28 protein-coding genes are annotated in these 24,276 nt (G+C 62.0%); 6 read left to right on the top strand and 22 right to left on the bottom strand.

What is annotated here, in order from left to right:
* Positions 1 to 32: 32 nt before the first annotated feature.
* The 14 genes from XB14_RS23085 to XB14_RS23020 form a co-directional block, all read right to left on the bottom strand.
* On the bottom strand, positions 33 to 389 hold the full coding sequence (locus tag XB14_RS23085; RefSeq protein WP_077964502.1) for a DUF1801 domain-containing protein: 357 nt from the start codon (positions 387 to 389) through the stop codon (positions 33 to 35).
* The gene (locus XB14_RS23080; protein WP_077964501.1) at positions 386 to 787 is read right to left on the bottom strand and encodes a VOC family protein; all 402 of its coding nucleotides are present in this window, start codon (positions 785 to 787) and stop codon (positions 386 to 388) included. The genes XB14_RS23085 and XB14_RS23080 overlap by 4 nt, the downstream gene beginning before the upstream one ends.
* A gap of 54 nt (positions 788 to 841) precedes the next feature.
* Positions 842 to 1,237 (bottom strand): VOC family protein, encoded by a 396-nt coding sequence (locus XB14_RS23075; protein WP_210190039.1) that lies wholly within the window; start codon positions 1,235 to 1,237, stop codon positions 842 to 844.
* Positions 1,238 to 1,334: 97 nt separating this feature from the next.
* Complete coding sequence (locus tag XB14_RS23070) at positions 1,335 to 2,111, bottom strand: helix-turn-helix transcriptional regulator (RefSeq protein ID WP_077964500.1); 777 nt, start codon at positions 2,109 to 2,111, stop codon at positions 1,335 to 1,337.
* A 144-nt stretch (positions 2,112 to 2,255) separates the two neighbouring features.
* Complete coding sequence (locus XB14_RS23065; RefSeq protein WP_077964499.1) at positions 2,256 to 3,389, bottom strand: ABC transporter ATP-binding protein; 1,134 nt, start codon at positions 3,387 to 3,389, stop codon at positions 2,256 to 2,258.
* A gap of 91 nt (positions 3,390 to 3,480) precedes the next feature.
* Positions 3,481 to 4,710, bottom strand: coding sequence for an ABC transporter substrate-binding protein (locus XB14_RS23060; RefSeq protein WP_077964498.1), 1,230 nt, complete (start codon positions 4,708 to 4,710; stop codon positions 3,481 to 3,483).
* 37 nt (positions 4,711 to 4,747) lie between these two features.
* Positions 4,748 to 5,605 (bottom strand): carbohydrate ABC transporter permease, encoded by an 858-nt coding sequence (locus XB14_RS23055; protein ID WP_077964497.1) that lies wholly within the window; start codon positions 5,603 to 5,605, stop codon positions 4,748 to 4,750.
* A complete protein-coding gene (locus XB14_RS23050; RefSeq protein ID WP_034799524.1) occupies positions 5,602 to 6,486 on the bottom strand; it encodes a carbohydrate ABC transporter permease in 885 nt (294 codons plus the stop codon). The genes XB14_RS23055 and XB14_RS23050 overlap by 4 nt, the downstream gene beginning before the upstream one ends.
* 13 nt (positions 6,487 to 6,499) lie before the next feature.
* Entirely contained in the window at positions 6,500 to 7,657 is a 1,158-nt protein-coding gene (locus tag XB14_RS23045) for a Gfo/Idh/MocA family protein (protein ID WP_077964496.1), read from the bottom strand.
* A 241-nt stretch (positions 7,658 to 7,898) separates the two neighbouring features.
* Positions 7,899 to 8,711, bottom strand: a complete 813-nt coding sequence (locus XB14_RS23040; RefSeq protein ID WP_077964494.1) for a pirin family protein — start codon at positions 8,709 to 8,711, stop codon at positions 7,899 to 7,901.
* 81 nt (positions 8,712 to 8,792) lie between these two features.
* Positions 8,793 to 9,530, bottom strand: coding sequence for an ABC transporter permease (locus XB14_RS23035; RefSeq protein WP_077964492.1), 738 nt, complete (start codon positions 9,528 to 9,530; stop codon positions 8,793 to 8,795).
* Positions 9,530 to 10,468 (bottom strand): ABC transporter ATP-binding protein, encoded by a 939-nt coding sequence (locus XB14_RS23030; RefSeq protein ID WP_077964490.1) that lies wholly within the window; start codon positions 10,466 to 10,468, stop codon positions 9,530 to 9,532. Before XB14_RS23030 ends, XB14_RS23035 begins: the two co-directional genes overlap by 1 nt.
* Entirely contained in the window at positions 10,465 to 11,634 is a 1,170-nt protein-coding gene (locus tag XB14_RS23025) for an ABC transporter permease (protein ID WP_077964488.1), read from the bottom strand. The genes XB14_RS23030 and XB14_RS23025 overlap by 4 nt, the downstream gene beginning before the upstream one ends.
* 98 nt (positions 11,635 to 11,732) lie before the next feature.
* Positions 11,733 to 12,644 (bottom strand): ABC transporter substrate-binding protein, encoded by a 912-nt coding sequence (locus XB14_RS23020; RefSeq protein WP_077964486.1) that lies wholly within the window; start codon positions 12,642 to 12,644, stop codon positions 11,733 to 11,735.
* A gap of 335 nt (positions 12,645 to 12,979) precedes the next feature.
* Here XB14_RS23020 and XB14_RS23015 point away from each other — a divergent pair, with 335 nt between their 5' ends.
* Positions 12,980 to 13,447, top strand: a complete 468-nt coding sequence (locus tag XB14_RS23015; RefSeq protein WP_077964484.1) for a DUF4126 domain-containing protein — start codon at positions 12,980 to 12,982, stop codon at positions 13,445 to 13,447.
* The gene (locus XB14_RS23010) at positions 13,444 to 14,820 is read left to right on the top strand and encodes an FAD-containing oxidoreductase (RefSeq protein ID WP_077964482.1); all 1,377 of its coding nucleotides are present in this window, start codon (positions 13,444 to 13,446) and stop codon (positions 14,818 to 14,820) included. The genes XB14_RS23015 and XB14_RS23010 overlap by 4 nt, the downstream gene beginning before the upstream one ends.
* 28 nt (positions 14,821 to 14,848) lie before the next feature.
* Here the strand turns inward: XB14_RS23010 and XB14_RS23005 are convergent, their stop codons facing one another.
* From XB14_RS23005 to XB14_RS22970, 8 genes are all read right to left on the bottom strand, one after another.
* Positions 14,849 to 16,000 carry a M20 aminoacylase family protein gene (locus XB14_RS23005; protein WP_077964475.1) on the bottom strand — a complete coding sequence of 384 codons (1,152 nt, stop codon included), beginning with the start codon at positions 15,998 to 16,000 and terminating at the stop codon, positions 14,849 to 14,851.
* A gap of 10 nt (positions 16,001 to 16,010) precedes the next feature.
* On the bottom strand, positions 16,011 to 16,775 hold the full coding sequence (locus XB14_RS23000; protein ID WP_077964474.1) for an ABC transporter ATP-binding protein: 765 nt from the start codon (positions 16,773 to 16,775) through the stop codon (positions 16,011 to 16,013).
* 36 nt (positions 16,776 to 16,811) lie between these two features.
* Positions 16,812 to 17,516, bottom strand: a complete 705-nt coding sequence (locus XB14_RS22995; protein WP_234804122.1) for an ABC transporter permease — start codon at positions 17,514 to 17,516, stop codon at positions 16,812 to 16,814.
* Entirely contained in the window at positions 17,513 to 18,226 is a 714-nt protein-coding gene (locus XB14_RS22990) for an ABC transporter permease (protein ID WP_077964472.1), read from the bottom strand. The genes XB14_RS22995 and XB14_RS22990 overlap by 4 nt, the downstream gene beginning before the upstream one ends.
* 165 nt (positions 18,227 to 18,391) lie before the next feature.
* Positions 18,392 to 19,192 (bottom strand): transporter substrate-binding domain-containing protein, encoded by an 801-nt coding sequence (locus XB14_RS22985; RefSeq protein WP_077964471.1) that lies wholly within the window; start codon positions 19,190 to 19,192, stop codon positions 18,392 to 18,394.
* A gap of 28 nt (positions 19,193 to 19,220) precedes the next feature.
* A complete protein-coding gene (locus tag XB14_RS22980; protein ID WP_034799482.1) occupies positions 19,221 to 20,024 on the bottom strand; it encodes a dimethylarginine dimethylaminohydrolase family protein in 804 nt (267 codons plus the stop codon).
* 31 nt (positions 20,025 to 20,055) lie between these two features.
* Positions 20,056 to 21,027, bottom strand: a complete 972-nt coding sequence (gene ctlX, locus XB14_RS22975; protein ID WP_077964462.1) for a citrulline utilization hydrolase CtlX — start codon at positions 21,025 to 21,027, stop codon at positions 20,056 to 20,058.
* 1 nt (position 21,028) lies between these two features.
* Positions 21,029 to 22,111: an ornithine cyclodeaminase gene (locus XB14_RS22970; RefSeq protein WP_210190044.1), complete on the bottom strand. Its 1,083-nt coding sequence runs from the start codon at positions 22,109 to 22,111 to the stop codon at positions 21,029 to 21,031.
* 92 nt (positions 22,112 to 22,203) lie between these two features.
* On the opposite strand from XB14_RS22970, the gene XB14_RS22965 reads away from it, so the two are divergent.
* From XB14_RS22965 to XB14_RS22950, 4 genes are all read left to right on the top strand, one after another.
* The gene (locus tag XB14_RS22965) at positions 22,204 to 22,629 is read left to right on the top strand and encodes an Lrp/AsnC family transcriptional regulator (protein ID WP_043613515.1); all 426 of its coding nucleotides are present in this window, start codon (positions 22,204 to 22,206) and stop codon (positions 22,627 to 22,629) included.
* Positions 22,630 to 22,682: 53 nt separating this feature from the next.
* Positions 22,683 to 23,204, top strand: a complete 522-nt coding sequence (locus tag XB14_RS22960) for a hypothetical protein (RefSeq protein ID WP_077964449.1) — start codon at positions 22,683 to 22,685, stop codon at positions 23,202 to 23,204.
* Between the two features lie 68 nt (positions 23,205 to 23,272).
* On the top strand, positions 23,273 to 23,803 hold the full coding sequence (locus XB14_RS22955; RefSeq protein WP_210190038.1) for a GNAT family N-acetyltransferase: 531 nt from the start codon (positions 23,273 to 23,275) through the stop codon (positions 23,801 to 23,803).
* Positions 23,804 to 23,868: 65 nt separating this feature from the next.
* Entirely contained in the window at positions 23,869 to 24,264 is a 396-nt protein-coding gene (locus XB14_RS22950) for a MarR family winged helix-turn-helix transcriptional regulator (RefSeq protein WP_077964445.1), read from the top strand.
* Positions 24,265 to 24,276 lie beyond the last annotated feature (12 nt).

The raw sequence follows: 24,276 nt of genomic DNA, 5'->3' as shown, positions 1-24,276 counted from the left end.
ATCAATCCGGTCGCCGGGCACGGCCGGCATCCTCACCCATCGGCAGCCTGACGGGCCATCTCCACATACTGAGCAACATGGTTCGCCTCGATATCCGCCACCTGCAGGAGTTTGATGTGGCGGCGAAGCTTGCCTGTGCCCTCCAGAACGGCGTGAGGGTCGGGCAGGGTCGCACCTCGGCTAAACTCCAGCGTCACATGGTGGGCATAGGAGAAGATGCCGCAAAAGCTGTCCTTGGACGAAAACAGGATGCCGCCATACTTCAGTTCTTCGGTGATCGCTGAGCCTGAAGCGAGTGCGATGTCCCGCAATCGGGTGACGATCGCAAACTGCTCGCCGCGATGAAGTTCTATCTCGTTGAGAAGGGCCTGGATCCGGTTATCTTTCACGCAGCCCCGGCGACAACAAAAGGCTTGAACTCCGGCGCAGGCTCTCGATTCGAATAGATGTAGAGCATGACGCCATTCGGATCCTTCACCGCGAAGCCGCGGTCACCCCACGGGTGGTCCTCGATCGGCAGCACCGCGACAAGTCCTGCCGCTGTGATCCGCGCATGCTCGCCATCCACGTCGGCAACACAAAAATTGTAGGTCAGGCCTTCGGTGTTGCACAAGGATTGCCCCTGTTGCGGCTCCATGAATTGAACGGATAGGCCTTCGCCGAACTCCAGGCTGATATACCAGCCGCAGTCGAAGATCAGCCGCGCAGCGAAATATGTCTGGTAGAAGTCTCGCGACGCGGCAATCCGGTTGGTCGTGATGCAGGGCGAGGCAGTGGTCGGGCGCACGGGCCGGTCCTCCTGAGTTTTTCGCGTTCGTGGGTTGTTCTGTTCTACATCCGGCTAAGCGGGCATCGCCGAGCACAGCTCCACGAGGCAGCCGTTCAGATCGCGGACATAACCCACCACCTGCCCCCACGGTTTTTCTTCCGGGGGTTTCACGGGCGCCGCCCCGGCAGACACGGCTTTCTCGTAGGCTTCGTGCGGCGCGGAGCAGACGAGCGCGATTTCGAACCCACCGGCAAGATCGGCCTTGCGGTTTGCACGGACGGCAAAGCCGTTCATCTCAGCCATGGTTTCGCCGGCAAAGGCCAGAGCCGTCGGGCCAGTCTCCATCTCGGCATAGAGATTGCTCTCATGGACAAATCTGCGACTGAGCCCGAACGCCGTCTCATAGAATGAGACCGTCGCCACGACGTCGGGAACATAGAGGATAGTGTATCCGAAGCGCACGCTCATCATTGCCTCTCAAATCGTTGATCGCCATGGCAGGTGGCAGCTTGCTTGCCGGCAATCATTGTTCATTCCCGGGCTTCGATCTTGAACAATTCGGACATCACTGCGAGATCGTCACCAGCGTCACTTCGGGCAAGCGCGCTGGCGAGAACCCGCCCATGCGCTGGAAGACCCGGGTCATATGGGATTGATCGGCAAATCCTGCCTCGAACGCCGCATCGGCAGGGCTGAGATGATGATCGCGCAACAAGCGCAAGGCACGATGAAACTGGATGATCGCGGCGAAAGCCTTTGGCGACACGCCGGTTGCGCGCAGGAAAATGCGCCTGACGGTGCGCTCGGAGAGACCGTGCATGTCGGCAAGCTCCGCGATGCGCAGCCGTCCGCCGGAGGCGTGCAGTGCACTTATGGTGTTCCGACTTAAAGGTTCGACCTCGAAGTCGCTATCGGCATCACGCTTGCGGACGAACTGCACGAGGCGACCGGCAAGCTCCTGCTGATCCGACGCCGGCGCGCAAAGTGCCGCGAGATCGGGCCATTTGTTTTTCGCCGCCTCGCCGACCAGCGCGCCGCTCTTCAGGCGTATCGGCTCCAGCCCCAGAATTCTCTGAAAATAGCCGGGCCGCAGGCGCACGCCGACGAAGGCCGAGCCGGGTTCCAAGGCAACATCGTAAAACCCGGTCGTTGGACCGGTGACGATCGGCATCAACTCGGAGTTTGGCGGCGCGTTGAGGGTAAATCTGAGAATAATGTCACATCGCCCATCCGGCAGGACGCGATAGGTGCCTTCGCCCCGACTGACGGACGCCCAAACGGCTTCAATCCCGGCATTCGCGTCGGCCAGATGAGGAAGTTCCGTGTAACGGCCAAGCGTCATGATGCCTTACCCGAGGGCGCTTGACCGTCTCGACATGATCGGGAGCTGACGGAGGCGCCGGATGGATCATTAGCGAAAGATCCGCCCGGCATCCAGCCATGACGCGGAGCGGCCTCAGGCCGCCATCCTGGCTTGTTTTCGCGGTCAGGCGGCCGCCGGATCGAGTACGCCCATATCGATGGCAGTCAGTTCGACCCGGCGTTCGAGCGCGATGCCGGCCTCGTCGAAGAGGTGGCAATCGGGAGCACGGATACCGGCCTGCACAGTCTGTTCCGGCCGGATCGCCGCCGTTCCCGGCAGCATGGCGCAGAAGTTTTCGCCCTCGCCGCCGATCGCCGCATAGGCGACCGTGTGGGCACCGAGACGTTCGATGACCGACGGGGTCACCTTGAGGGTCAGGTCGCCGGTACCGAGTACGATATGTTCCGGACGAACCCCGAGTGTCAGCGTCCGGCCGGCGAGACCGGCTTGCGGCGCAACCGGAACAACCACCGTCTGTCCCTTGTAGTCCACTTCGACACCCGCATCGCTGACACCTTTGCAGGTGACCGGCAGGAAGTTCATCTTCGGATTGCCGATAAAGCCGGCAACGAAGGTATTGGCAGGCTTGTGATAGAGTTCGAGCGGCGCGCCCGTCTGGGCGATCTCACCGGCATTGAGCACGACGATCCGGTCCGCCATCGTCATCGCCTCGACCTGGTCGTGCGTGACGTAGATCATCGTTGCCTTCAATTGCCGGTGCAGCTTCGCCAATTCGATACGCATGTCCGCTCTGAGCGCGGCGTCAAGGTTCGACAACGGCTCGTCGAAGAGGAAAATCTTCGGCTCGCGCACGATCGCCCGCCCGATCGCGACACGCTGACGCTGGCCGCCGGACAGCATGCCCGGTTTCTGCTGCAGGCGCTGGTCGAGATGCAGGATGCGCGCCGCATGCTCCACCTTTGCCTTCAGTTTCTCCTCGGCCATCTTTTCCACGCGAAGCGGGAAGGCAATGTTCTCGAACACGGACATATGCGGATAGAGCGCATAGGACTGGAAGACCATGGCGATCCCGCGTTTGACCGGTGGCAGGTCGTTGACGCGCTTGCCCTCGATCAGGATGTCCCCCGAGCTGGTCTCGTCGAGACCGGCTATCATCCTGAGCAAGGTCGACTTGCCGCAACCGGAAGGTCCGACGAAAACGACGAACTCACCGTTCCTGACTTCGAGATCGATGCCTTTCAGCACCTCGAAAGCACCGTAGAATTTCTGAACCCGATTGAGATTGAGCTGTCCCAAGAAACTGTCTCCGGCCACCGGCGAGAAGCGGCTCATTTATAGCAGAAGGAAGTGAGGGCCGCGAACCCTAAAGCACGCGGCCCCGATGGCCTTACTTGTACTCTTCGAGGCTGGCAGCCGCCTTCTTTAAGGCGTCGGCCGGCTCGGCCTTGCCGGTCACGACCGACTGGACCATCTCGATGATGACGTTCTGGAAGCCCTTGTAGTCGGTAAAGAGCGGTTCCGGACCACCATAGGTGATGCCGTCGATGAACGGCTTCCAGTAGGGATCTTTCTTGACGAACTCATCGACCATCGGCGACGGACGCAGCGGCGTCAGGCCGGCGCCACCCTGAAGTTCGTATTCGCCCTGCGGACCGGGCGAGGTGATGAACTTGGCGAATTCGATCGCCTTCTCCTCGACGCCCGACCCCTTGAAGATCGCCAGGCTGTCGGTGATGAGCAGCGTGCCCTCGCCCTTGGCCTCCGGGCCGAGCGGAAGCGGTGCGACGCCCCAGTTGACCTTGGTTTCCTTGAGGCGCGTTGCAGCACCGGAGCCGGCCTGGATCATGCCGACCTTGCCATCGAGGAAGATGGCGCGGACTTCGTTCTGTTCGTAGGCAGTGGCCCCTTCAACGGAATAGGGCGTGATGTCCTTGTAGGCTTGCAGCGCTGCAAGAACCTGCGGGCTGTCGATGACGACCTTGTCGCCGTCGATGACTTTGCCGTTGTTCGTGTACACCCAGTGCATGAACTGGTGCATCGTGTTGTCGAAGGTCTTGGCCGGGAGGCCATAACCGGCAATGCCCGTCTTATCCTTGATCGCCTTGGCGAATTCGATTTCTTCGGCCCAGGTCTTCGGCGGCTTTTCCGGATCAAGGCCGGCCTGCTTGAACAGGTCCTTGTTCCAGTAAAGGGCCTTGGTCGAGAAGGCGATAGGAACGCCCCACTGGTTATCGTCGAAGGTTACGGTGTCGACGATGTTCGGATAGTAGGTCTTCTTTTCCTCCTCCGTCATCGGAACGGGAACGATGAGGTCGTTCTCGGCGAATTCCTTCAGCGTGCGCGAGCCGACATAGGCCATGGCGACCGGCGTGCCGGCAGCGGCCAGCGTCGTTGCCTTGTCCTGGCACTGGGCCCAGCCGACGACCTCAGGGGTTACCTTCCAGCCCGTATTCTTCTCTTCCCATTGCTTGATGTACTTCGCGTGCACCGCATCCATGGTGTCGCCGCAGTAGATCCAGGTGATCTCCTGGTCGGCCGCCCTGGCGGTCACGGCGCCGAGCGCGGTCGAGCCGAGCAGGGCAAGGGCAAGCGCCCCCGTCTTGAATTGGATAGACACGTTTTAAGCTCCCGTTCTCTGGTGGTTGACTTAAGTCTTATTGTTTCACCGCGCCCGCGGTCAGCCCGCTGACGAGATAGCGTTGCAAGAGGAAGATCACGACGACGGCCGGCGCGATGCCGACGAAGCTCGCCGCCATCAGTTCGTTCCAGACCACCTCCTGGCGGCCGAAATAGGCAAAGAGCCCGACCGGCAGCGGCATGTATTCACTCTTGGAATTGAAGGTCAGCGCGTAGATGAACTGCTGGGCATAGGCGCCGATGAAGGTGGTGATCGCCACCACGGTGATGCCCGGCATGGCGATCGGCAGGATCACCCGACGCAGCGTGTAGAAATGGCTGGCGCCGTCGACGAAGGCAGCCTCGTCCAGTTCACGCGGAATACGCATCATGTAAGTGCGCAAGAGCCAGATTGCCGACGGGATCAGGAAGGCGACGCCCGGCACGATCATGGCCAGATAGGTGTTGAGGACGCCGAAGGTGCGCATCAGCCGGAAGAGCGGGATCAGCAGCACCGCGCCCGAAAACATGTTGACGGCAAGGAATGCCCCCAAAAGCACGCCGGCGCCGCGGAAGTTGAAGCGGGCGAAGGCATAGGCAGCGGGTATGACCAGCACCAGCACGATGGCCGTGACGATGGTGGAGATGAAGAAGGAATTGAAGATGTAGCGGGCAAAGCCCGGCACGCTCTCCCACATTGTAAAGTAGGCGGCGAACGAGCCGTTTTCCGGCCAGAAGCGATAGGGTGACGAGAACAGTAGCCCCAGCGGCTTCAGCGACACCAGAAATCCCTCGACGAAGGGCGCCAGGATGAAGGTAAGGAAGACGAAGATGCCCGCATAGATGCCGACGAGCTCGTACCAGCGGTAGCGATTGATCAGGGCTGGCTGGCTCATTTCTGTTCCCCCTGCGAAAGGCGGCTCGTGACCCGGAAATAGGCAAAGCAGAAGATCGACAGGAAGATGCAGATCAGCACTGCACGCGCCGCCCCTTCGCCATACTTCTTCGACCCGATCGCGGTGCGATAGGTGTCGATGATCATCGTGGTGGTCTCGCCGTTGGGACCGCCCTGGGTGAGGATCCAGATGATGTCGAAGGAATTGAAGGTCGCGATCAGCGACAGCATCGACATGGTGATCAGCGACGGCACGAGCAGAGGCAGCGTGATGCGGCGGAAGCGATAGAAACGCCCTGCCCCATCGGTCCACGCAGCCTCATAGAGATCCTGCGGGATCGCCTGCATGGCCGCCAGCATATAGAGCGTCACCAGCGGCACGCCGATCCACACGTCGGTGATGATCGTCGCCCAGAAGGCAGTCTCCCCGCGGGCGAGGAAGGCGATCGGCCCGTTGGAGAGCCCCATGTTCTGCAGCACGCCGGAGATCATGCCGAACTGGCCGTTGTACATCCAGCCCCACATGAAGATGCCGATGGCCATCGGCACGATCCACGGCGGCATCGTGAGCAGACGGAAAAGCGCCCGGCCGGGCACGGCCGCGTTCAGCATCGTCGCGCCGAAGACGCCGATGATCATCTTGATCGACACCGAGAAGAACGTCCAGATGAAGGTCCGGAAGATGACCTCGGCGAAGGTCTCGTTGAAGATCTTGTCGTAGTTGGTCCAGCCGACCCAATTGGTCGTCTTCTTCAGCGAAGCGTCCGTGAACGACAGGATGAAAGTGTCGACCAGCGGATAGGCGACGATCACCGTGACGTAAAGGACAGCAGGAAGAAGCAGGATCCAGGCGAAGATGACCGTGCTGCGTTGAACACTCATCCGTCGCCTCCCCCTACGCCGCGCGGGAGTGCAGGGCTTCGTCGAAACGGTCCCAGATGGGCCGGAGGTCTATGACGCTTTTCTTGCGCCGAGCCTCGTCCATGGAGAGCGCCAGAATGCCCGCTTCCAGCGCATCGCGCGTCGAAACCGGCAGAGGTCGGCCGTCGCGGACGTGGCCGATGATGTCGGTCGCCATCTGCTCGTCGGCACCGTAGTGCTGCGACAGTTCGGTGGCTTTGTACTTGTTCTCGATGACCTTCTTGCCGGTCAGCATCTCGTGCACGTCGAAATAACCGCGGATGAAATCGCCTTCGGCCATGCCGCGCGAGCCCATGATGCAGAAGCGGCGGAACTGATCCGGCACGTTGAGATTGGTGTGGAAGTTCATGCCGACGCCATTGGCGTATTCGACGATCGCCACCTGGTAGTCGATGATGTCGCCGTCGCTGTCGAACACCTTGTCGGACCCCATCCAGCCGCTCGGCTTGCGGTGGAAGAGTTCGAGGTCGTTGATGCCCTCGCGCGCCGGATCGTTGGCGGGAACGAAGCTCTTGCGGCCACCGAAGCTCGCAACACGTTCCGGTCGCGCACCGACGACGCCATTGTAGAGATCGAGGTCGTGGCAGCATTTCTCCAGCATGAAGCTGCCGGAGTAACGTTCATAGCGGCGCCAGTCGCGCATGAAGAAGGCGCCATGATAGGGCTCGATATGCTCGGATGCCTCGATCGAAACCACCTGCCCTAGCTTGCCTTCGGCAAGCGCCTGGCGGAGGTCGCGGTACATCGGCGCGTAGCGCAACACGAGACCGACCATCAGCCGCTCATGGCCGAACTTCGCCATCAGGGCGGCAAGCTCCAGGCTTTCCTGGACCGTGGTCACGATCGGTTTTTCGCTGAAGACCTTCAGGCCGGCTTCGAGGCCGATCCGGATATGGTCGAGATGCAGGTGATTGGGCGAGCCGATCATCAGGAGATCGAGCTTCTCGTTGGCGATCAGTTCTTGCGGGGTGGCGTAAGCCTTGCCCGCGGAGATGCCTTTTTCGGTGAGCGTGGGCAGACCAGCCGGGTTCGGATCGACGTATCCGGCGATCTCGAAGCTTTCGTCCATGGCCTTGAAGACATAGCCCAGATAACCCAAACGGAATCCGAGTCCGATGATGCCAACTTTCATGCTCGTCCTGTTCCCCTGCCTTTTGGCGTAATTTATTTTCGCAGACTGGGACAGTTTTTTCAGGCCGTCAACTCAAATCCGCATATTTTGTAAAATTGTGAAATTCATTTTCATGTCGCAGGCAAATGCCGAGAAATCGGGCATTTTACGGACAACCAAGAAGGGTGCACGCATCGCAACTCTACGGCAGGAAGAAAGCGGTCCAGACCACTGCACGTTGCGTGAGGGGTCGCTGATCTTTTTAGCCCTTCCGTCGGAGACGATCGCGCCAGCGCAGCAGTCGGAGCAAGGTCCGCGCCAGAACGGGTGACGGGATCTTGGGATGATCGCCGATCGTCCCCTGCCGTGCTACCGGCGCCCGCGGATCGATCAGGAACGCGACGATCAGCGCGTTGCCGATGCCGACGAGGTCCAATGGTCCGTCCGACCGGTGGAGACCCTGATCTCCCTCCGAAAACTGGACGCCGCCGACCTCCACCGAGCCGGAGAACACATAGAAGTAAAGGTGCCTCCCCTCCTGTCGGGGAAACGCCACCTTCACCGTCGCCTCCAGCCTGAGATCGAAGAAATCGATGGCGTTGCGCACGTAGAATGGCGCCCCCTCCCCCTCGGCCCCGACGAGATGTCGCCAGCAATTGAGGGGCGCCGGCTCGATCGGACCGTACTGAATGTTTGGCGGGAGATCGATGCTGTGGGGACGCACGAGAATTTGCAGCATGCGCAGCGGCGGATCACCAGACAAGGTTTCCTCCGAATGCCAGAAGCTTTGCCCGGCATTCATCACCAACAGGTGCGCGTGGTCGGTGACCAGCCTGCCGGTCGCCCGGTCGTCGTGGCGCATGACCCCTTCGGGGACCCATGACAGGATCTCGTCGTTCCTGTGCTCGTGCATGGCGACCAGCCTGCCAGGCTCCAACATCGTTTCGGCCACCATCGCGAGTGGTCCGTAGCCATGGTCGCGCGGCCATGGCAACAGCCAGCCGGGCATGTTGAGCCTGACCTTGAATCCCCCCATGTCCCTGACGACAGGACTTTTGGCGCCGCGGTAGAGCATCGGCCATCCTAACACGGGTGACCGCAGGTTGCTGTGACAACAGGGCCGATTGCCCGGTTGCCACATCTCCACCGACTGCGCCTAGCGCCCCATTCGCGCGGCAAGCCTCCGCTCCGCCGCCTGCAAGCCGTCGTGCAAAAGCACCGCAAGCGTCGCGACGATCAGGCCTCCCTGGACGACGAAGGAAAGATTGTTCGATTGCAGCCCGGCAATTATCACTTCGCCGAGCGTTTTCGCCGCGACCGTCGATCCGATCGTGGCGGTTGCCAGGCTGATCACCACCGAAAGCCGGATGCCCGCCAGGATCACCGGCATCGCCAGCGGCAGCTCCACCTTGAGGAGCCGCTGGCCACCCGTCATGCCGGCGCCGCGCGCCGCCTCCATGACCGACGGAGGCAACGTCGTCAGCCCCGTCAGCGCATTCTCGAAAATCGGCAACAGGCCATAGAGAAAGAGCGCTATCAGCGTCGGCTTCTCACCGAAGCCGAAGATGGGAACCGCGAGCGCCAGGACCGCAACGGGCGGAAAGGTCTGGCCGATATTGACCAGGCTGCGCGACAGCGGCAGGAATTCCGCTCCGGAAGCCCGCGTGACGAGAATGGCAAGCGCAAGCGCAACCAGCGCCGCCGCAGCCACGGCCAGCGCCACCGTGCGCAGATGCAGGAAGGTGAGCTGCAGCAGGCTCCCCTGGTTGTAGATAACCGGCGCGTTGTCCTGCACCAGCGGCCGCAGCAGCGGCTCGAACCAATGGGGCTGCAACAGGAACGCGACCAGGAGCAGGAATACCGCAACGCGAATGAGGGTGGCGAGCTTCGGCATCAGGTTGGGCCGGCCGCGCGTTTCGCCAGCCCCTCGAGGCTGACCTTGCCGATAACAGCGCCATCGGGATCTGCCACCGGCAGGGCATCTCGTCCGGACCAGAGGAGTTCGGCCAATGCTTCCCTTTGGCTGGCGGCGCTCGATATCGCGACGCCTTCAGCGTGCCCGGGCTCGACGGCGCTCGAAACCGGAGCGATCGCGAGCAGCCGGTAGGGCCGTTCGCCCGCGCCGATCAGGCTTTCGACGAAGGGGGTGGCGGGTTTCAGCAGCATTTCGGTGGGTGTGGCGTATTGCACCACCTTGCCCTTGTCCATGACGGCGATGCGATCGGCGAGATGAAAGGCTTCTTCCATATCGTGGGTGACGAGAATGATCGTAGTCTGGAAGTGTTTCTGGATGGCAAGCAGGTCGTCCTGCGCCTTGGCGCGGATAATTGGATCCAGCGCCCCGAAGGGCTCATCCATCAGCAATACCTTCGGCTCGGCGGCGAGCGCCCGGGCGACACCGACGCGCTGCTGCTGGCCGCCGGAAAGCTCGTGCGGAAAGCGCGGGCCGAAGGCGGCGGGATCGAGTTGGAAAAGACTGAGAAGCTCCTCCACCTTCGCATCGATGCGCGCGCGTTCCCAGCCGAGCAAGGTCGGCACGGTCGCGATGTTCTCGGCAACCGTGCGATGCGGAAACAGACCGTGACCCTGGATCGCGTAGCCGATGCGCCGGCGCAGCTCGTAGCCGGGCAGCGAGCGATTGTCCTCGCCATCGAGGCGGATCGCGCCCGATGTCGGCTCGACCAGCCGGTTGACCATGCGCAGGAGCGTTGTCTTGCCGGAGCCGGAGGTGCCGACGACAACGGTGACCGTGCGTGGCGCGATCGTCAGGCTGACGTCGTCGACGACGGTGCTTTCGCCATATCGCTTGGTGATATTCTCGATCTCGATCATGCGGCCTCTGCCTGCCTGGTGTTGGGTGTGGCCATCTCGATCACCGCGTCGAGCACGATCGCCGCGGCGAATGCCAGCACGACGGTCGGGACCGCGCCGAGCAGCACGAGGTCCATCGCGGTCTGGCCGACGCCCTGGAAGACAAAGACGCCGAAGCCGCCGCCGCCGATCAGGGCAGCGATGGTCGCAAGGCCGATGTTCTGGACGAGCACGATGCGGATGCCGGTGAGGATCACCGGAAAGGCCAGCGGAAATTCGATGCCGACCAGCCGCTGCCAATCGGTCATGCCGATGCCACGCGCGGCATCATTCGCGTCCCGTGGAACGCCTGCCAGACCGACGACGGTGTTGGCGACAACAGGCAGCAGCGAATAGAGAAAGAGCGCAACAAAGGCCGGGGCGACACCGATGCCGCGGATGCCGATCGCGGCGGCGCCCGGCACGTTGACGGCAATCCAGCCGAGCGGCGCGATGAGAATGCCGAAGAGCGCGATCGACGGGATCGTCTGGATCGCATTCAGGACGCCGAGCAAACCGTCGCGCAGCCGCGTGACGCGGTGACACAGAACACCCAGTGGAATGCCGACGACGATCGCAGCCACGAGCGAGCCGAGCGCCAGGGTCACATGCCTGCGGCCCTCCGCCCAGAACGTGTCCACCCGGCTTGCATATTCCTTGAGAATCGACAGGCCGTCCCAGGCGCCGGCAAGAAGGATGGCCGAAGCAAAGGCCAGCACGACGGCGAGAACGACGATGCGCACGAAGGGCGCCGGGCGCAGTCGCGTCAAGGCGTCGGCAGCGAGCAGCCCGAAGGCAAAGAGCATGATCCAGAAGCCCGAAGCCGGCGAGACGCGGGCATAGGTGTTGGCTTCGGGTGTCAGATGCGTGGCGGCAACGCCTATGCCGAGCGCCAGCGCGGCGAGCGCGACAAAGGCGGCAGCGAGACGCAGGTAAGCGGGCGATCGGACCAGCGCGACGATGACCGCGCAGACCACGATCCCCAACAGCGCCACGCTCCACGCCGCAGGCACGGCGTCGATCACCGACTTGACCTCACCGGCGACGATACGGTTGGCGCGAAACGTGGCGAAAGGCGCGATGAAGGCGCCGCCGAGCGCCAGGGCCGCAATGATCGCCCCGAGCTTGTCAAAGCGGAGTTGTCTCAAATCACACTTCCTCCCGCCCGTGCCGGCGCGACTTCGGCACCTGCAGGCACCTCCCCGGAACGCCGGCCATCCGACCAGCGTCCCGGTTGTCCGTCAACTTATTTCAGAAAACCGTTCTTCTTCAGGAAGTCCTCGGCGACCGCCTTGGCCGGTTCGCCGCCGACCTGCACGCGGCCGTTCAGTTCCTGCAGCGTCACCAGGTCCAGTTTCTCGAATACCGGCTTCAAGAGTTCCTCGATCTGCGGGTTTTCCTTGAGCACAGCCTCGCGGATGATCGGGGCCGGCTGATAGACAGGCTGGACGGCCTTGTCGTCTTCCAGGACCACGAGGCCGGAGGGCGCGATGCCGCCGTCGGTGCCATAGACCATGGCGGCGTTCGCGCCGTTCGTCTGGTTTGCCGCAGCCGCAATCGTTGCCGCGGTATCACCGCCGGAAAGCGTGATGAGCTGGTCCTGCTTCAGGGTGAAACCGTAGGTGGTCTGGAAAGCCGGCAGCGCTGCGGCCGAATTCACGAATTCCGACGACGCCGCAAGCACGACCTTACCGCCACCGGCGATGTATTTGCCGAAGTCGCTCAGCGTCTTCAGCTTGTTTTCGTCGGCCACTTCCTTGCGCAGGCCGATCGCCCAGGTGTTGTTGGCGGGCGACGGCGTCAGCCAGACGATCTTGTTGGCATCGTAGTCTAGCTTCTTGGCCGCCTCGTAGCCCTTGACCGCGTCCTTCCAGACCGGATCGTCGGCCTTTTCGAAGAAGAAGGCGGCATTGCCGGTATACTCCGGATAGATGTCGATTTCGCCGGCGGTGATCGCCTTGCGCACGACCGGCGTCGCGCCGAGCTGAACGCGGTCCACCGTCTTGATGTTGTTGGCGTTGAGCACCGCAAGGATGATGTTGCCGAGCACGCCGCCCTCGGTGTCGATCTTCGAGGAAACGACCACATCGGCGCTCGCCGCCGCGGCAGTCAAAGTCAAGGCAAGGGCAGTTCCGATAAGCAGTCTGGTCAGGCGCATAGGTTTCTCCTCGGATTTCGATGCGCAAGTTTGATCACGGAACGTCCGCTCCGTCGGGGCAAGCCATTCCATATATGTCAGCCCCCGGCAAAAAATAGGGTTGCATCCAGAGACTGTGGCAGGCGAATATTTTCCTACATTGATAAACACGATCGAAAGCATAGACTACCGCTTATGGCGGTAGCTGATTGGGCGTTGCAATCGCCGGCGTTGTCGGCCACTCTGATCGCGGCCCGCCAGAAACATCCGCTTTCACTCTTGGTTGCGATGCCGCTCGACCCGAACCGCTTGGGGGCTGGTGGCTTGGGTTCGCCCGGCGAACGTTCGGGGACACGATGTCGATCTATTTTCTCACGCTCATTATCGGCGTGGTCGCTGGCCTGCGTACCATGACCGCACCCGCCGCCGTCAGTATTGGCGCAGCCGCCGGATGGCTACCGCTCAGCGGTACCTGGGCGGCCTTCATGGGCTTTCGCTTCACACCTTACATCTTTGGCCTTCTGGCCCTAGTTGAGTTCGTCACCGACCAATTGCCGAGCACACCGAGCCGAAAGGTGCCGCAACAGTTCGGCACCCGCATCGTCTCGGGCGGCTTCTGCGGCGCCGTGCTTGGGACCGCTGGAGGTGCTATGCTCGGCGGATTGGTGGCCGGCGTGATCGGGGCCGTCATCGGCACGCTTGGCGGCTATGAAGCGCGCAAGCGCCTCGTCGCGGCCATCGGCGGCAAGGACCTGCCGATCGCCCTTCTCGAGGATGCTGTTGCCGTTCTCCTCGCACTCTGGGTGGTGTCCTCGGTCTCATGACGAAACATTTCGACGCAATCATCATCGGTGCCGGCCAGGCCGGCCCATCGCTCGCCGGGCGGCTGACGGCAGCGGGGAAAACCGTTGCCCTCATCGAGCGCAAGCATTTCGGCGGCACCTGCGTCAACACCGGCTGCATGCCGACCAAGGCGATGGTCGCAAGCGCCTATGCCGCGCATCTGGCGCGGCGCGGTGCTGATTACGGTGTGACGACCGGCCCTGTTACCATCGACTTTTCCCGCGTCATGGCACGCAAGGATACGGTGCGGTTCACGTCCCGGGGAAACGTCGAAAACTGGCTGAAAGGCATGGAGAACTGCACCGTCTTCGAAGGCCATGCTCGCTTCGAAGGCCCGCATGAGATTCGAGTCGGCGACGCGCTGCTCTCGGCCAACCAGATCTTTCTGAATGTCGGCGGACGCGCCGCAACCCCGGATTTCCCTGGCGTCGCGGAGGTGCCCTATCTCACCAACGTCTCGATCATGGATCTCGACACCCTGCCCCGCCACCTGATCGTCGTCGGCGGCAGCTATATCGGACTCGAGTTTGCGCAGATGTTCCGTCGCTTCGGCTCCGAGGTCACCGTAATCGAGAAGGGGCCGCGGCTAATCGGCCGGGAGGACACGGACGTTTCGGACGCCATTCTCGCGATCCTCGAAAAAGAGGGCATCCATTTTCGCCTCAATGCCGAATGCATCCGCTTTGCCAGGAGCGGCGACGATGTCGTCGCCGGCGTGGATTGCACGGCGGGCGCACCCGAGATCGTCGGCTCTCACCTGCTGCTGGCAACCGGCCGCCGGCCGAACACGGACGATCTCGATCTCGACCGCAGCGGCGTCAAGACCGACGCCCGCGGCTATGTCGAAGTCGACGAGACGCTTATGACCAACGTGCCGCATATCTTCGCGATGGGTGATTGCAACGGTCGCGGCGCCTTCACCCACACAGCCTACAACGACTTCGAGATCATCGCGGCGAACCTGCTCGACGGAGGGGCGCGCAAGGTCAGTGATCGTATCTCCACCTACGCCCTCTTCATCGACCCGCCACTCGGCCGCGCCGGCATGACGGAAACCGAAGCGCAAAGGTCCGGACGCAAGCTGCTCATTGGCACCAGGCCGATGACCCGTGTGGGCCGCGCCGTCGAAAAGGGCGAAACCGAAGGCTTCATGAAGGTGATCGTCGACGCCGACAGCAACGAGATCCTCGGCGCTTCGATCCTCGGCACCGGCGGTGACGAGGCGGTGCAAAGCATCCTCGACGTGATGTATGCGGGCAAGCCCTACACCACGATCACGCACGCGGTGCACATCCACCCAACGGTGTCGGAATTGATCCCCACGGTCTTCGGCGATCTGTACCCGGCCACCTGAGCGGCCGGGCAATTCAGCGTCGCTATGCTCAGACCAACGCGGCCCGCGCGAGTTGGTAAAAATAGGTCGCACCGCGTTCGAGAATGTCGTCGTTGAAATCGTAGCGCGTGGTGTGCAGCCCGCTGCTGTCGCCGTTGCCGATCAGGACATAGGCGCCGGGCACTTTTTCGAGCAGGAAGGAAAAGTCCTCGCTGCCCATCAGCGGCTCCGGCAGCTCCACATAGGCGTCAGCGCCGAATGTGTCGGCGATCACCGTGCGGGCGTCTTCAACCGCCTCGGCGTTGTTGATCGTCGCGGGATAGCCGACCTGCCAGTCGAAGACGGCTTCGGCGCTGTAGCTTTCCGCCTGCAGGCGGGCGATCTGCTCGACGCGCTCCTGCAACTGCTTGCGGACAACAGGATCCATCGCGCGCATGCTGATTTCCAGCACTGCGGTATCCGGAATGATATTCGAGGCCGAACCCGCCTGGAACGAACCGACCGTCAATACGGACGGCTGGTGCGGCGAGACGTTGCGCGACACCAGCGTCTGCAAAGCCATCACCACGCTGGAACCGACGACGACCGGATCGACCGTCAGTTCCGGCTGGGCGCCGTGGCCGCCCTTGCCCTTGATCGTCAGCGTCAGCACGTCGATCGATGCGGCCATGGCACCGGCGCGACTGGAGAACTGACCGACCGGAAGACCCGGCCAGTTGTGAAGCGCATAGACCCGTTCGCAGGGAAAACGCTCGAACAGGCCGTCCTCGATCATCAGCTTGCCGCCGCCGAAATTTTCCTCGGCCGGCTGGAAGATCAGGTGAACCGTTCCGTTGAAGCCCTCGTCCTTCGACAGCGCCCAGGCAGCGCCGAGCAGCATACTGGTGTGGCCGTCATGACCGCAGGCATGCATCGCGCCCGGGTGCTTGCTCTGATAGGCAAGGCCGGTCTCTTCCTGCATCGGCAGCGCGTCCATGTCGGCGCGAAAGCCGATGGCACGGTTGCTGTTGCCGCGCTTCAGCGTTGCAACGATGCCGGTTGTCGCGAGACCACGAGTGACCTCGAAGCCCCAGGACTGCAGTAGTCCCGCGACGAACTCGGATGTCTTCACCTCGGAAAGGCCGATCTCGGGCATTTCGTGCAGCTTGTGGCGGATTTCGACGAGTTCGGGCAGGAAATTGGAAAAGCTGGCGTCGCGCATCGGGGCCTCCTCAAGCCATCTGCAGGAACTGGCGCAGGCGCGCCGATTGCGGGTCACGCATCATCTCAGACGGCGCGCCGCGCTCTTCGACCAGGCCCTTGTGCAGGAAGATCACTTCGGTGGAGATATCACGGGCGAGTGACATTTCATGGGTGACCATCACCATGGTGCGCCCCTCTTCGGCGAGCTTCTTGATGACGAGCAGCACCTCGTTGACGAGTTCCGGATCGAGCGCCGAGGTCGGTTCGTCGAAGAGCATGACCTCGGGCTTCATCGCCAGCGCCCTTGCGATCGCGGCGCGCTGCTGCTGGCCGCCGGAGAGCTGATTGGGATAATGATCGCGCTTGGGCGTGATGCCGACCTTTTCCATCAACAGTTCGGCTTCGCCGATCGCATCCTTCTTCGTCATGCCGAGCACATGGATCGGCCCTTCGATGATGTTTTCGAGGATGGTCTTGTGGGACCAGAGATTGAAGCTCTGGAACACCATGCCGAGACGGGTGCGGATATGTTCGAGTTGCCGCCTGTCGACGGCATGGAACTTGCCGTCCTTGCCCTTGACCGTGCGGATCACCTCGCCCGAGACGGAGATCTCGCCCTCGTCCGGCGTCTCCAGATAGTTGATGCAACGCAGAAGCGTGCTCTTGCCGGAGCCGCTGCTGCCGATCAGCGAGATGACGTCGCCGGACTTGGCCTCGAAGGAGACGCCTTTCAGCACCTCGACGGACCCGAAGCTCTTGTGAATGTTCTTCACCGAAAGCGCTGATGCGACCATGTTCGTTCCTCTCGCGCGCCTTGGCGCGCCTCCTCTTTATGCCTTCGCCGTGCGGTAGCGCGTGAGCCGCTTCTCGGCGACGCCCACGATGCGCGTCAGGATGAAGACGACGGTGAAATAGATGATGCCGGCGGCAATCAGCGGCTCGAAGGTCAACAGCGACTGGCGCTGCAAGATGCGGGCGGTGCCCATCACCTCGAGGACGGTGATCGTCGAGGCAAGCGACGTCGTCTTCAGCAGGATGATCAGGTCGCCCGTCAGCACCGGCAGGCAGGAGCGGAACGCCTGCGGCAGGGTGATGCGGCGAAGGATCATCGACGAGCGCATGCCGATCGACTTTGCCGCTTCGATCTGCCCGCGCGGGATCGCCTTGATCGCACCGCGGATAACCTCCGCGTTATAGGACGCCTGGTTGAGGCTGAGCGCAAAGATCGCATACCACAGGCCGTCACGCAGATAGGGCCAAAGGAAGCTGTGGCGCACCCAGGTGCCGGGCAGGACCTGCCCAAGGCCATAGTAGATCAGATAGATCTGCACGAGCAGCGGCGTGCCGCGGAAGGCGAAGGTGAAGACATAGGCCGGAACCGAAAGCACGCGGCGGCCGGAAAGCCGGGCGAGCGCCACGAGCGTACCGATGACCAGGCCGAAGACGCCGGCGACCGCCGTCAGGAGCAGCGTCAACGGGGTGGCCTTGATCAGCGCCGGCAGGAAACCGATGACGTTGGAGATCGTTTCCATCATTGATGCCCCCGGTTGAGGCGGCGCTCGATCTCAGCGATCACCAGCACGGAAACGAGCGTTATCGCCAGAAACAGGATGGCCGTCAGCCCGTAGAAAAAGATGTACTGCTTGGTGCCGGCGGCAGCGCGATAGCCGGTGTAGAGCAGCTCGCTGAACGATCCGAGCACGCTGATGATGGCGCTTTCCTTGGTGATCGACAGCCAGAGATTGCCCATGCCGGGAACCGCGTGGCGCATCATCTGCGGGAAGACGATGCGGGTGAAGATCTTCTGCCTGGACATGCCGATCGAGACCGCCGCCTCGATCTGGCCCGCGGGGACCGAAAGAAAGGCGGAGCGCAGCACCTCAGTCATGAAGGCGCCGGAAACGAAGGCGAGCGCGATGATCGCCGCCCAGAACGGGCTGAACTGGAAGCCCTCCGCAACGAGGCCGAAGTGCTTCAACAGCCGTTCAGCACCGCTTGCGACCGAGAAATAGAGAAGCAGGATGACCAGAAGTTCGGGAAGCGAGCGGACAACCGTCGTATAGATGTCCGCAAGCAGCCGCGGGACGCGGTGCTTCGAGAGTTTGCCGGCCGCACCGAGGAAACCGAAGAGAACCGCAACCGCATAGGCGACCACGGACACCTGCAAGGTCATCAACAGGCCCCAGGCGAAATCGTCGCCCCAGCCCTCGCCGCCCCAGGCAAGCAATTGCCAGTAATAGTCCATCCGTCGTTACCTGTTCCCGAGTGTCTCGTCAGCCCCGGCGCTGCTGGCCCTCAGGTCGGCCAAGCGTCTGTAGCGCGTGCTGCGATGGTGCCCCGACGCTGCGGCCGGTTTGGCGATCGAGGCCGGCGGCGATCCAAGACCGCCGCCGGCTTCCAAATCATGCGATCACTTCTTGCCGAAGATCCACTTGTCGACGAGCTTCTGCGTCGTCCCGTCCTTCTCCAGGGCAGCAAGACCGGCATTGACCTTGTCGAGCGTCGCAGCGTCACCCTTGCGCACGGCATAGGCGACACCTTCGCCGAGCGTGACGTTCTTCGGCACTTCGACCTTGACCTCGTAGTCGGCACCTTCAGGTGTCTTGAGGAACGTCTGGATGTAGAGATCGGGGATCAGCACATAATCGACGCGGCCGGCAATGAGGTCTGCGACCGAATTGTCGGCGGTGTCGTAGCTCTTGGCTTCGGCGCCGGTCAGGTACTTGGTGACGTAGGCCGACTGGACGCTCGACGCCTGCACGCCGATGATCTTGCCCTCGACACTTGCCGGATCGATGATCTTGCCGGAACCGTCCGCCGCGTCGATCGTCTTGATCTCGCTCGTGTCACCCTTGGAGCCGACGAAAGACGTGCCCTCGGTGTAGTACGGCGCCGAGAAGTCGACGACCTGACGACGCTCGTCGGTGATCGAGAAGGCGCCGATGATGAAATCGATCTTATTTTCCTTGAGCGACGGGATCAGTCCGTCCCAGGCCATCTGGTTGATGTCGCACTTGACGGCCATCTTTTCGCAAAGCGCACGGGAAAGGTCGGCTTCCAGGCCCTCCCACTCACCGCCGGCATTGACCTGGGTGAAGGGCATATAGGGCTCCGGCGTCATGCCGAGGCGCAGAGTGTCCTCGGCAAGGGCGCTGCCCGCAGCCATGGAAAGGGCGATCCCTGCGAACAGGGCGGTCTTCAACGTCTTCATAATGTTCCTCCTCGGGGATTGCGTCGGATCAGAGCGTGTTGCTGAACCAGCGCAGCGACATGCAGGACAGGCCCGCGTCGATCTTGCCGATCTCCGTCGTCTTCATCGGCACGACCTTGTAGCCGAGCTTGTCGAGCATCTCGATCGTGCGCGGGAAGTCGGAACCGACCATGACGACGTCATTGACGCGCAATGCATTGGCCGCGGGTTCTTCGCCCTCGGGAATGATCACCTGCTTGAAACGCTCAAACGCGCCGGACTTGGCAAGGCGCGCGGTCGACAGCACGGTCTCGTCGTCGAGCAGCGAGCAATCGGTCTTGAAGTGCAGAACACCTTCCGGCGTCGCGACGATCTCGCTCTTGCGGCCGAGCTTGGTGAGGCAAGCCTGAAGGGCTTCAGCGCCGACTTTGTTGGTGCGGGCCGAAAGGCCGATCATCACGCTTTCGCGGGTCGTCAGCACGTCGCCGCCATCGGCGAAACCGGTACCCGGCAGGTCGAGCACGGTCTCGAACATGGCGCGCAGCGTCGGTTCGATTTCCGGCGTTTCCTTGACGCGGGTCTCGGCGCCCGGACGCAGCAGGATCGCGCCTTCGGTGAAGACGAGCGCCGGATCCTCGACGAAGATCGAGTCCGGGAAGGCTTCGAGCGCCGGCAGCACCGTTACCTTCACGCCCGCGTCCTTCATCGCCGCGATATAGGCATCATGTTCTGCCTTTACACCTTCGAAGGTGGGGTTGCCGCGGTCATCGGCGCGCAGGCCGTTGACGACCGACTTCGACGGGGTGCGGACGATGATGTTGTTGAACTGGTAGACGGGACGTGACTGCGACATTTGTAGTACCTTTGGCTTGGATGAGGTGCTTCTATCGATCGGACATGGCGGCGTAAAGCGGTTGCTTGTTCACGTTTTCCCGACGGGACAGATGAACGCCTGCGAGCATGCAGCGCACGGATCCGCCGGCAAGTTCGATGGTCGGAACGTCGAAGGCGAGAACACGGGCGGAGGCTTCGAGCGCCTTGATCTGATCGGGACGGAGCGACGCGAGAGCACGCGCCGACATGACGACGACGCGACCGTCGGCACCGTCGAGCTCGATGGCATTGCCGGCGAAATTTTCGATCTGCTCAAGCGTCAGGTCGATCACCTGGCGGCCGGTCTCCTCAAGCCGCGCGCAGATTTCCTGGCGGCGGGCCATGTCCGGGATCATGCTGGTGCCGATCAGCGCAAACTCGGTGCCGATGCACATCAGCACATTGGTATGATAGATCGAGTTGCCCTGGCGATCGACAGCACCGAAAATCATCGGCTCGAAGTTGAAGTGGGTGCAGAAACGTTCGAGCGCCACTTCGTTGGTGCGGTTGGAACGTGCGGCATAGGCGACGCGACCGATATGGTCGAGCACCATGGCGCCCGTGCCTTCGAGATAGACACCGTCCTTTTCAAGGCCGGAGTAATCGATCACGTCCTGAACGCGGTACTCGTTCTTCAGCATCTCGATGATGTCAGGGCGGCGTTCGCTCTGGCGGCTCTCCGAATACATCGGATAGATCGCGACATGGCCGCCGGAATGGGTCGAAAACCAATTGTTCGGGAAGACCGAATCCGGCCGCGTCGCCGTTTCATCCTCGAAGAGGTGTACGGCAACGCCGGCATCGGCGAGCCCATCAGCCATGCGGCTGACCTCGTCATAGGCCGCCTTGGCGATCGCCGTCGGCTGGCGCGCCTCATCGGTCGCCTGGAAGGCGTTGTCCTCGGCAGTCATCGGGTTCGGGCCGAAATGGTGCGGACGGATCATGACGACGCCCTTCGGCGCCTGTACGGACAGTCTCTTCATCTCAGGCAACGCTCCGCTCGGCAAAGGCGGCCGGCTGCTGCCGGAACAGGCCGTAGAGATCGCGCGGATGCTCCGGCTGCGTCGTGAGGTCCAGCTCGGTGTAGAAGGCCGTGCCCTGGATCTTGTCGCGCAGGAAACGCAGGGCCGAGAAGTCCTCGGTGGCAAAGCCGACGGAATCGAAGATGGTGATCTGGGCAGTGCTGCGGCGGCCTTCGGCTTCGCCGGCGATGACCTGCCAGAGTTCGGTCACCGGGAAATCCGGCGCCATCTGCTGGATCTCGCCCTCGATGCGGGTCTGTTCCGGATATTCGACGAAGACGTCGGCGCGGCGCAGGATATCGCCCTGCAGTTCCGTCTTGCCGGGGCAGTCACCACCGACAGCGTTGATGTGCACGCCGGCACCGACCATGTTGTCGGAGAGGATCGTGGCGTTGCGCTTGTCGGCCGTGACCGTGGTGATGATGTCGGCGCCAGCAACGGCTTCTTCCGCGGTGGCTGCGACGACGATGTCGAAGTCCATATCCGCGAGGTTGTTGCAGAACTTGTCAGCGGCTTCGGCATCGATGTCGAAGACCTGCAGGCGCTTGACGCCGAGGAGCGCGCGGAAGGCCAGCGCCTGGAATTCCGACTGGGCGCCGAGACCGATGATCGCCATCGAGCGGGCATCAGGACGTGCGAGGTACTTCGCGGCAAGCGCCGATGTCGCCGCGGTGCGCAGACCCGTCATGATGGTCATTTCGGAAACGAGACAGGGGTACCCCGTGCTGACATCGGAGAGCACGCCGAAGGCAGTCACCGTCTGCAAGCCGACATTCGGGTTCTTCGGATGGCCGTTAACGTATTTGAAGCCGTAGTGCTCGCCGTCGGAGGTCGGCATCAGCTCGATGACGCCCGTCTTCGAGTGGCTTGCCAGCCGCGGGGTTTTCTCGAATGCATTCCACCGGCGGAAATCATCCTCGATATATTCCGCAAGACCCACAAGGAACGTCTCGATGCCGATCGATTTGACCAGCTCGATTACGTTGCCGACACCGACATACTGAACCACGTTTAAAACTCCATCGGAGAAATTCGATGAAGTCAGCCTAGGCTTGCAAGAAGTGAGTTGAAATTTTAAACCTGCCTAATATGCAAAGCCTTATTGAGCATTTTGCGCAGTCGTATTATACAGTTTTCATGCATATCTTCGACGACCTCGATCACCAGCTCATCTCGCTCTTGCGAGAAGACGGCCGCGCGCCCTACTCCAAGATCGCCGCAGTGCTCGGCATCTCCCGGGCCACGGTGCAGACGCGCATCGACCGGCTGCTCGAAAGCGGCGCGGTGCTCGGCTTCACGCTGCGCGTGCGGCAGGATTATGATGATCGCGCCATCCGTGCGATCATGATGATCGAAGTCAGCGGCCGCAACACCACCAAAGTGATCAAGTACCTGCGCGGCCTGCCCGAGCTTTACGCCCTTCATACGACCAATGGCGGCTGGGATCTGGTCGCCGAAATCCGCGCCAACAGCCTCAGCGATTTCGACCGCATCCTGCGCGAGGTTCGCGATGTCGACGGCGTATCGAACAGCGAAACGAGCATTCTGCTCAGCACCGTCTAATTCCCAAGCATCACAAACGCACCACCGTGCGTCCTTCAAAGACAGGCAAGACCGTGAGCCATATTCCCCAGATCGACTACGACACCGCATCCGACGAAATCCGCGCCGCCCATGACGAGGAGGTGCGCGTCCGAGGACGCATGACCAACATGAAGCGCACGCTTTTACATTCGCCGGTCGCGCACCGGATCTATGCCGAGTGGTTCACGCTGCGTGAGGAATTGCGCCCGGCACTCGACGACCGGGAGATCTGGTTCCTCTCCCATTCCATCTCGGAGGCAATGCACTCGCCAATCGCCATGGGCTTCTTCCGCCGCGCCTTTGCGAACGCCGGCATCGATTTCCATACCGTCTCGCCCACCGAAGACGAACAGCGACTGATCGCCTTCGGCCGCGCGATCGTCGCCGACAGCAATGCCGTGCCGGAGGAGATCTGGACCGGCCTGAAGGCCCGCTACGACGCCAAGGCGCAGGTCGACCTCGTCGCCTTCTGCGGCATCATGGTGGCGACGGCGCTCTTCAACAACGTCGTCGACGTCGATTTCGACAAGGAACTCGAACCGTTTGTCGACTGAGCAACTGATGCGGACCGCCACCGCCATGCCAAACGTTCGCGGAAATGCAAGACGTGAAGGATGAACCCTTGATCAGAACCGCAACCGCAGAGGATGCATCCAGCCTCGCCGCAATCAGCCTGGAAGTTTGGCTCAACACCTACATCCGCGATGGCGTCAACGCGTTCTTTGCCGACTATGCGCTGGCTGAATTCACCACGGCTCGCTTCGAGGACATTCTGTCTCAGGAGAACGAAACCATCTGGGTTTCACAAAATGCGGTTGGCATCGATGGCTTCCTGCGGATGTCGTCGAATTCGCCGGCGCCGATCGGTGCTTCATCCGATCTGGAGATTACGACCCTCTATGTGCAACCGCGCCACCATGGTCGCGGTGTCGGCAAGAGGCTGCTCGAAACCGGCCTTGAATACGGCCGGAATGCCGGCCAGCCGAGCACATGGCTGGCGGTGAACGCCGAGAATGAAAGGGCCACCGCCTTCTACCTTGCGAACGGCTTCGAGAAGGTCGGGCAAACCCATTTCAGGATCGGCGACCAGGCATACCTGAACCACGTTCTTCGGCTTCGCCTGGATCGATCAACGATCGATCTGTCGCGGTAGTCGCCCGATGTGACCGTTCAAGCTCAGGTCTTGACTGCCGGCAATTGCGTGTATATACACACATCATGCCTCGTTGTTATTGTGCCCTCTTACGCAAAGCCACCCGCAGAGTGACGTCGGTCTACGACGACGCGCTGCAGCCGATTGGCCTCAACCTCGCCCAGTTCAGTCTGCTTCGCCACATCGCGCGCGATGAACCGATCTCGATGACCGAACTCGGGCGCAAGATCGAACTCGAACGCTCGACGGTCAGCCGCAACGTCAAGGTGCTGGAGGGAATGGGGCTGGCTGCGACCGGGAGCGGCAAGGATCAAAGGGAGGCAATCGTCGAGCTTACGGAAAACGGCCATCGGATTCTCGTCGACGGCGCGCCGCTTTGGCAGGCCGCACAAGACAAGATCGAGGCTCGATTGGGGACCGACGCAAGCGCACAGTTGGAGGACCTGCTGCTGGCGCTCTAGAGCGCTGCTCGT

The organism is Ensifer adhaerens, from assembly GCF_002007205.1.
GTDB classification, from domain to species: Bacteria; Pseudomonadota; Alphaproteobacteria; order Rhizobiales; family Rhizobiaceae; genus Ensifer; species Ensifer adhaerens_D.
Note: the sequence above shows the minus strand (reverse complement) of the source record. Positions and strands in the feature narration are given on the sequence as shown.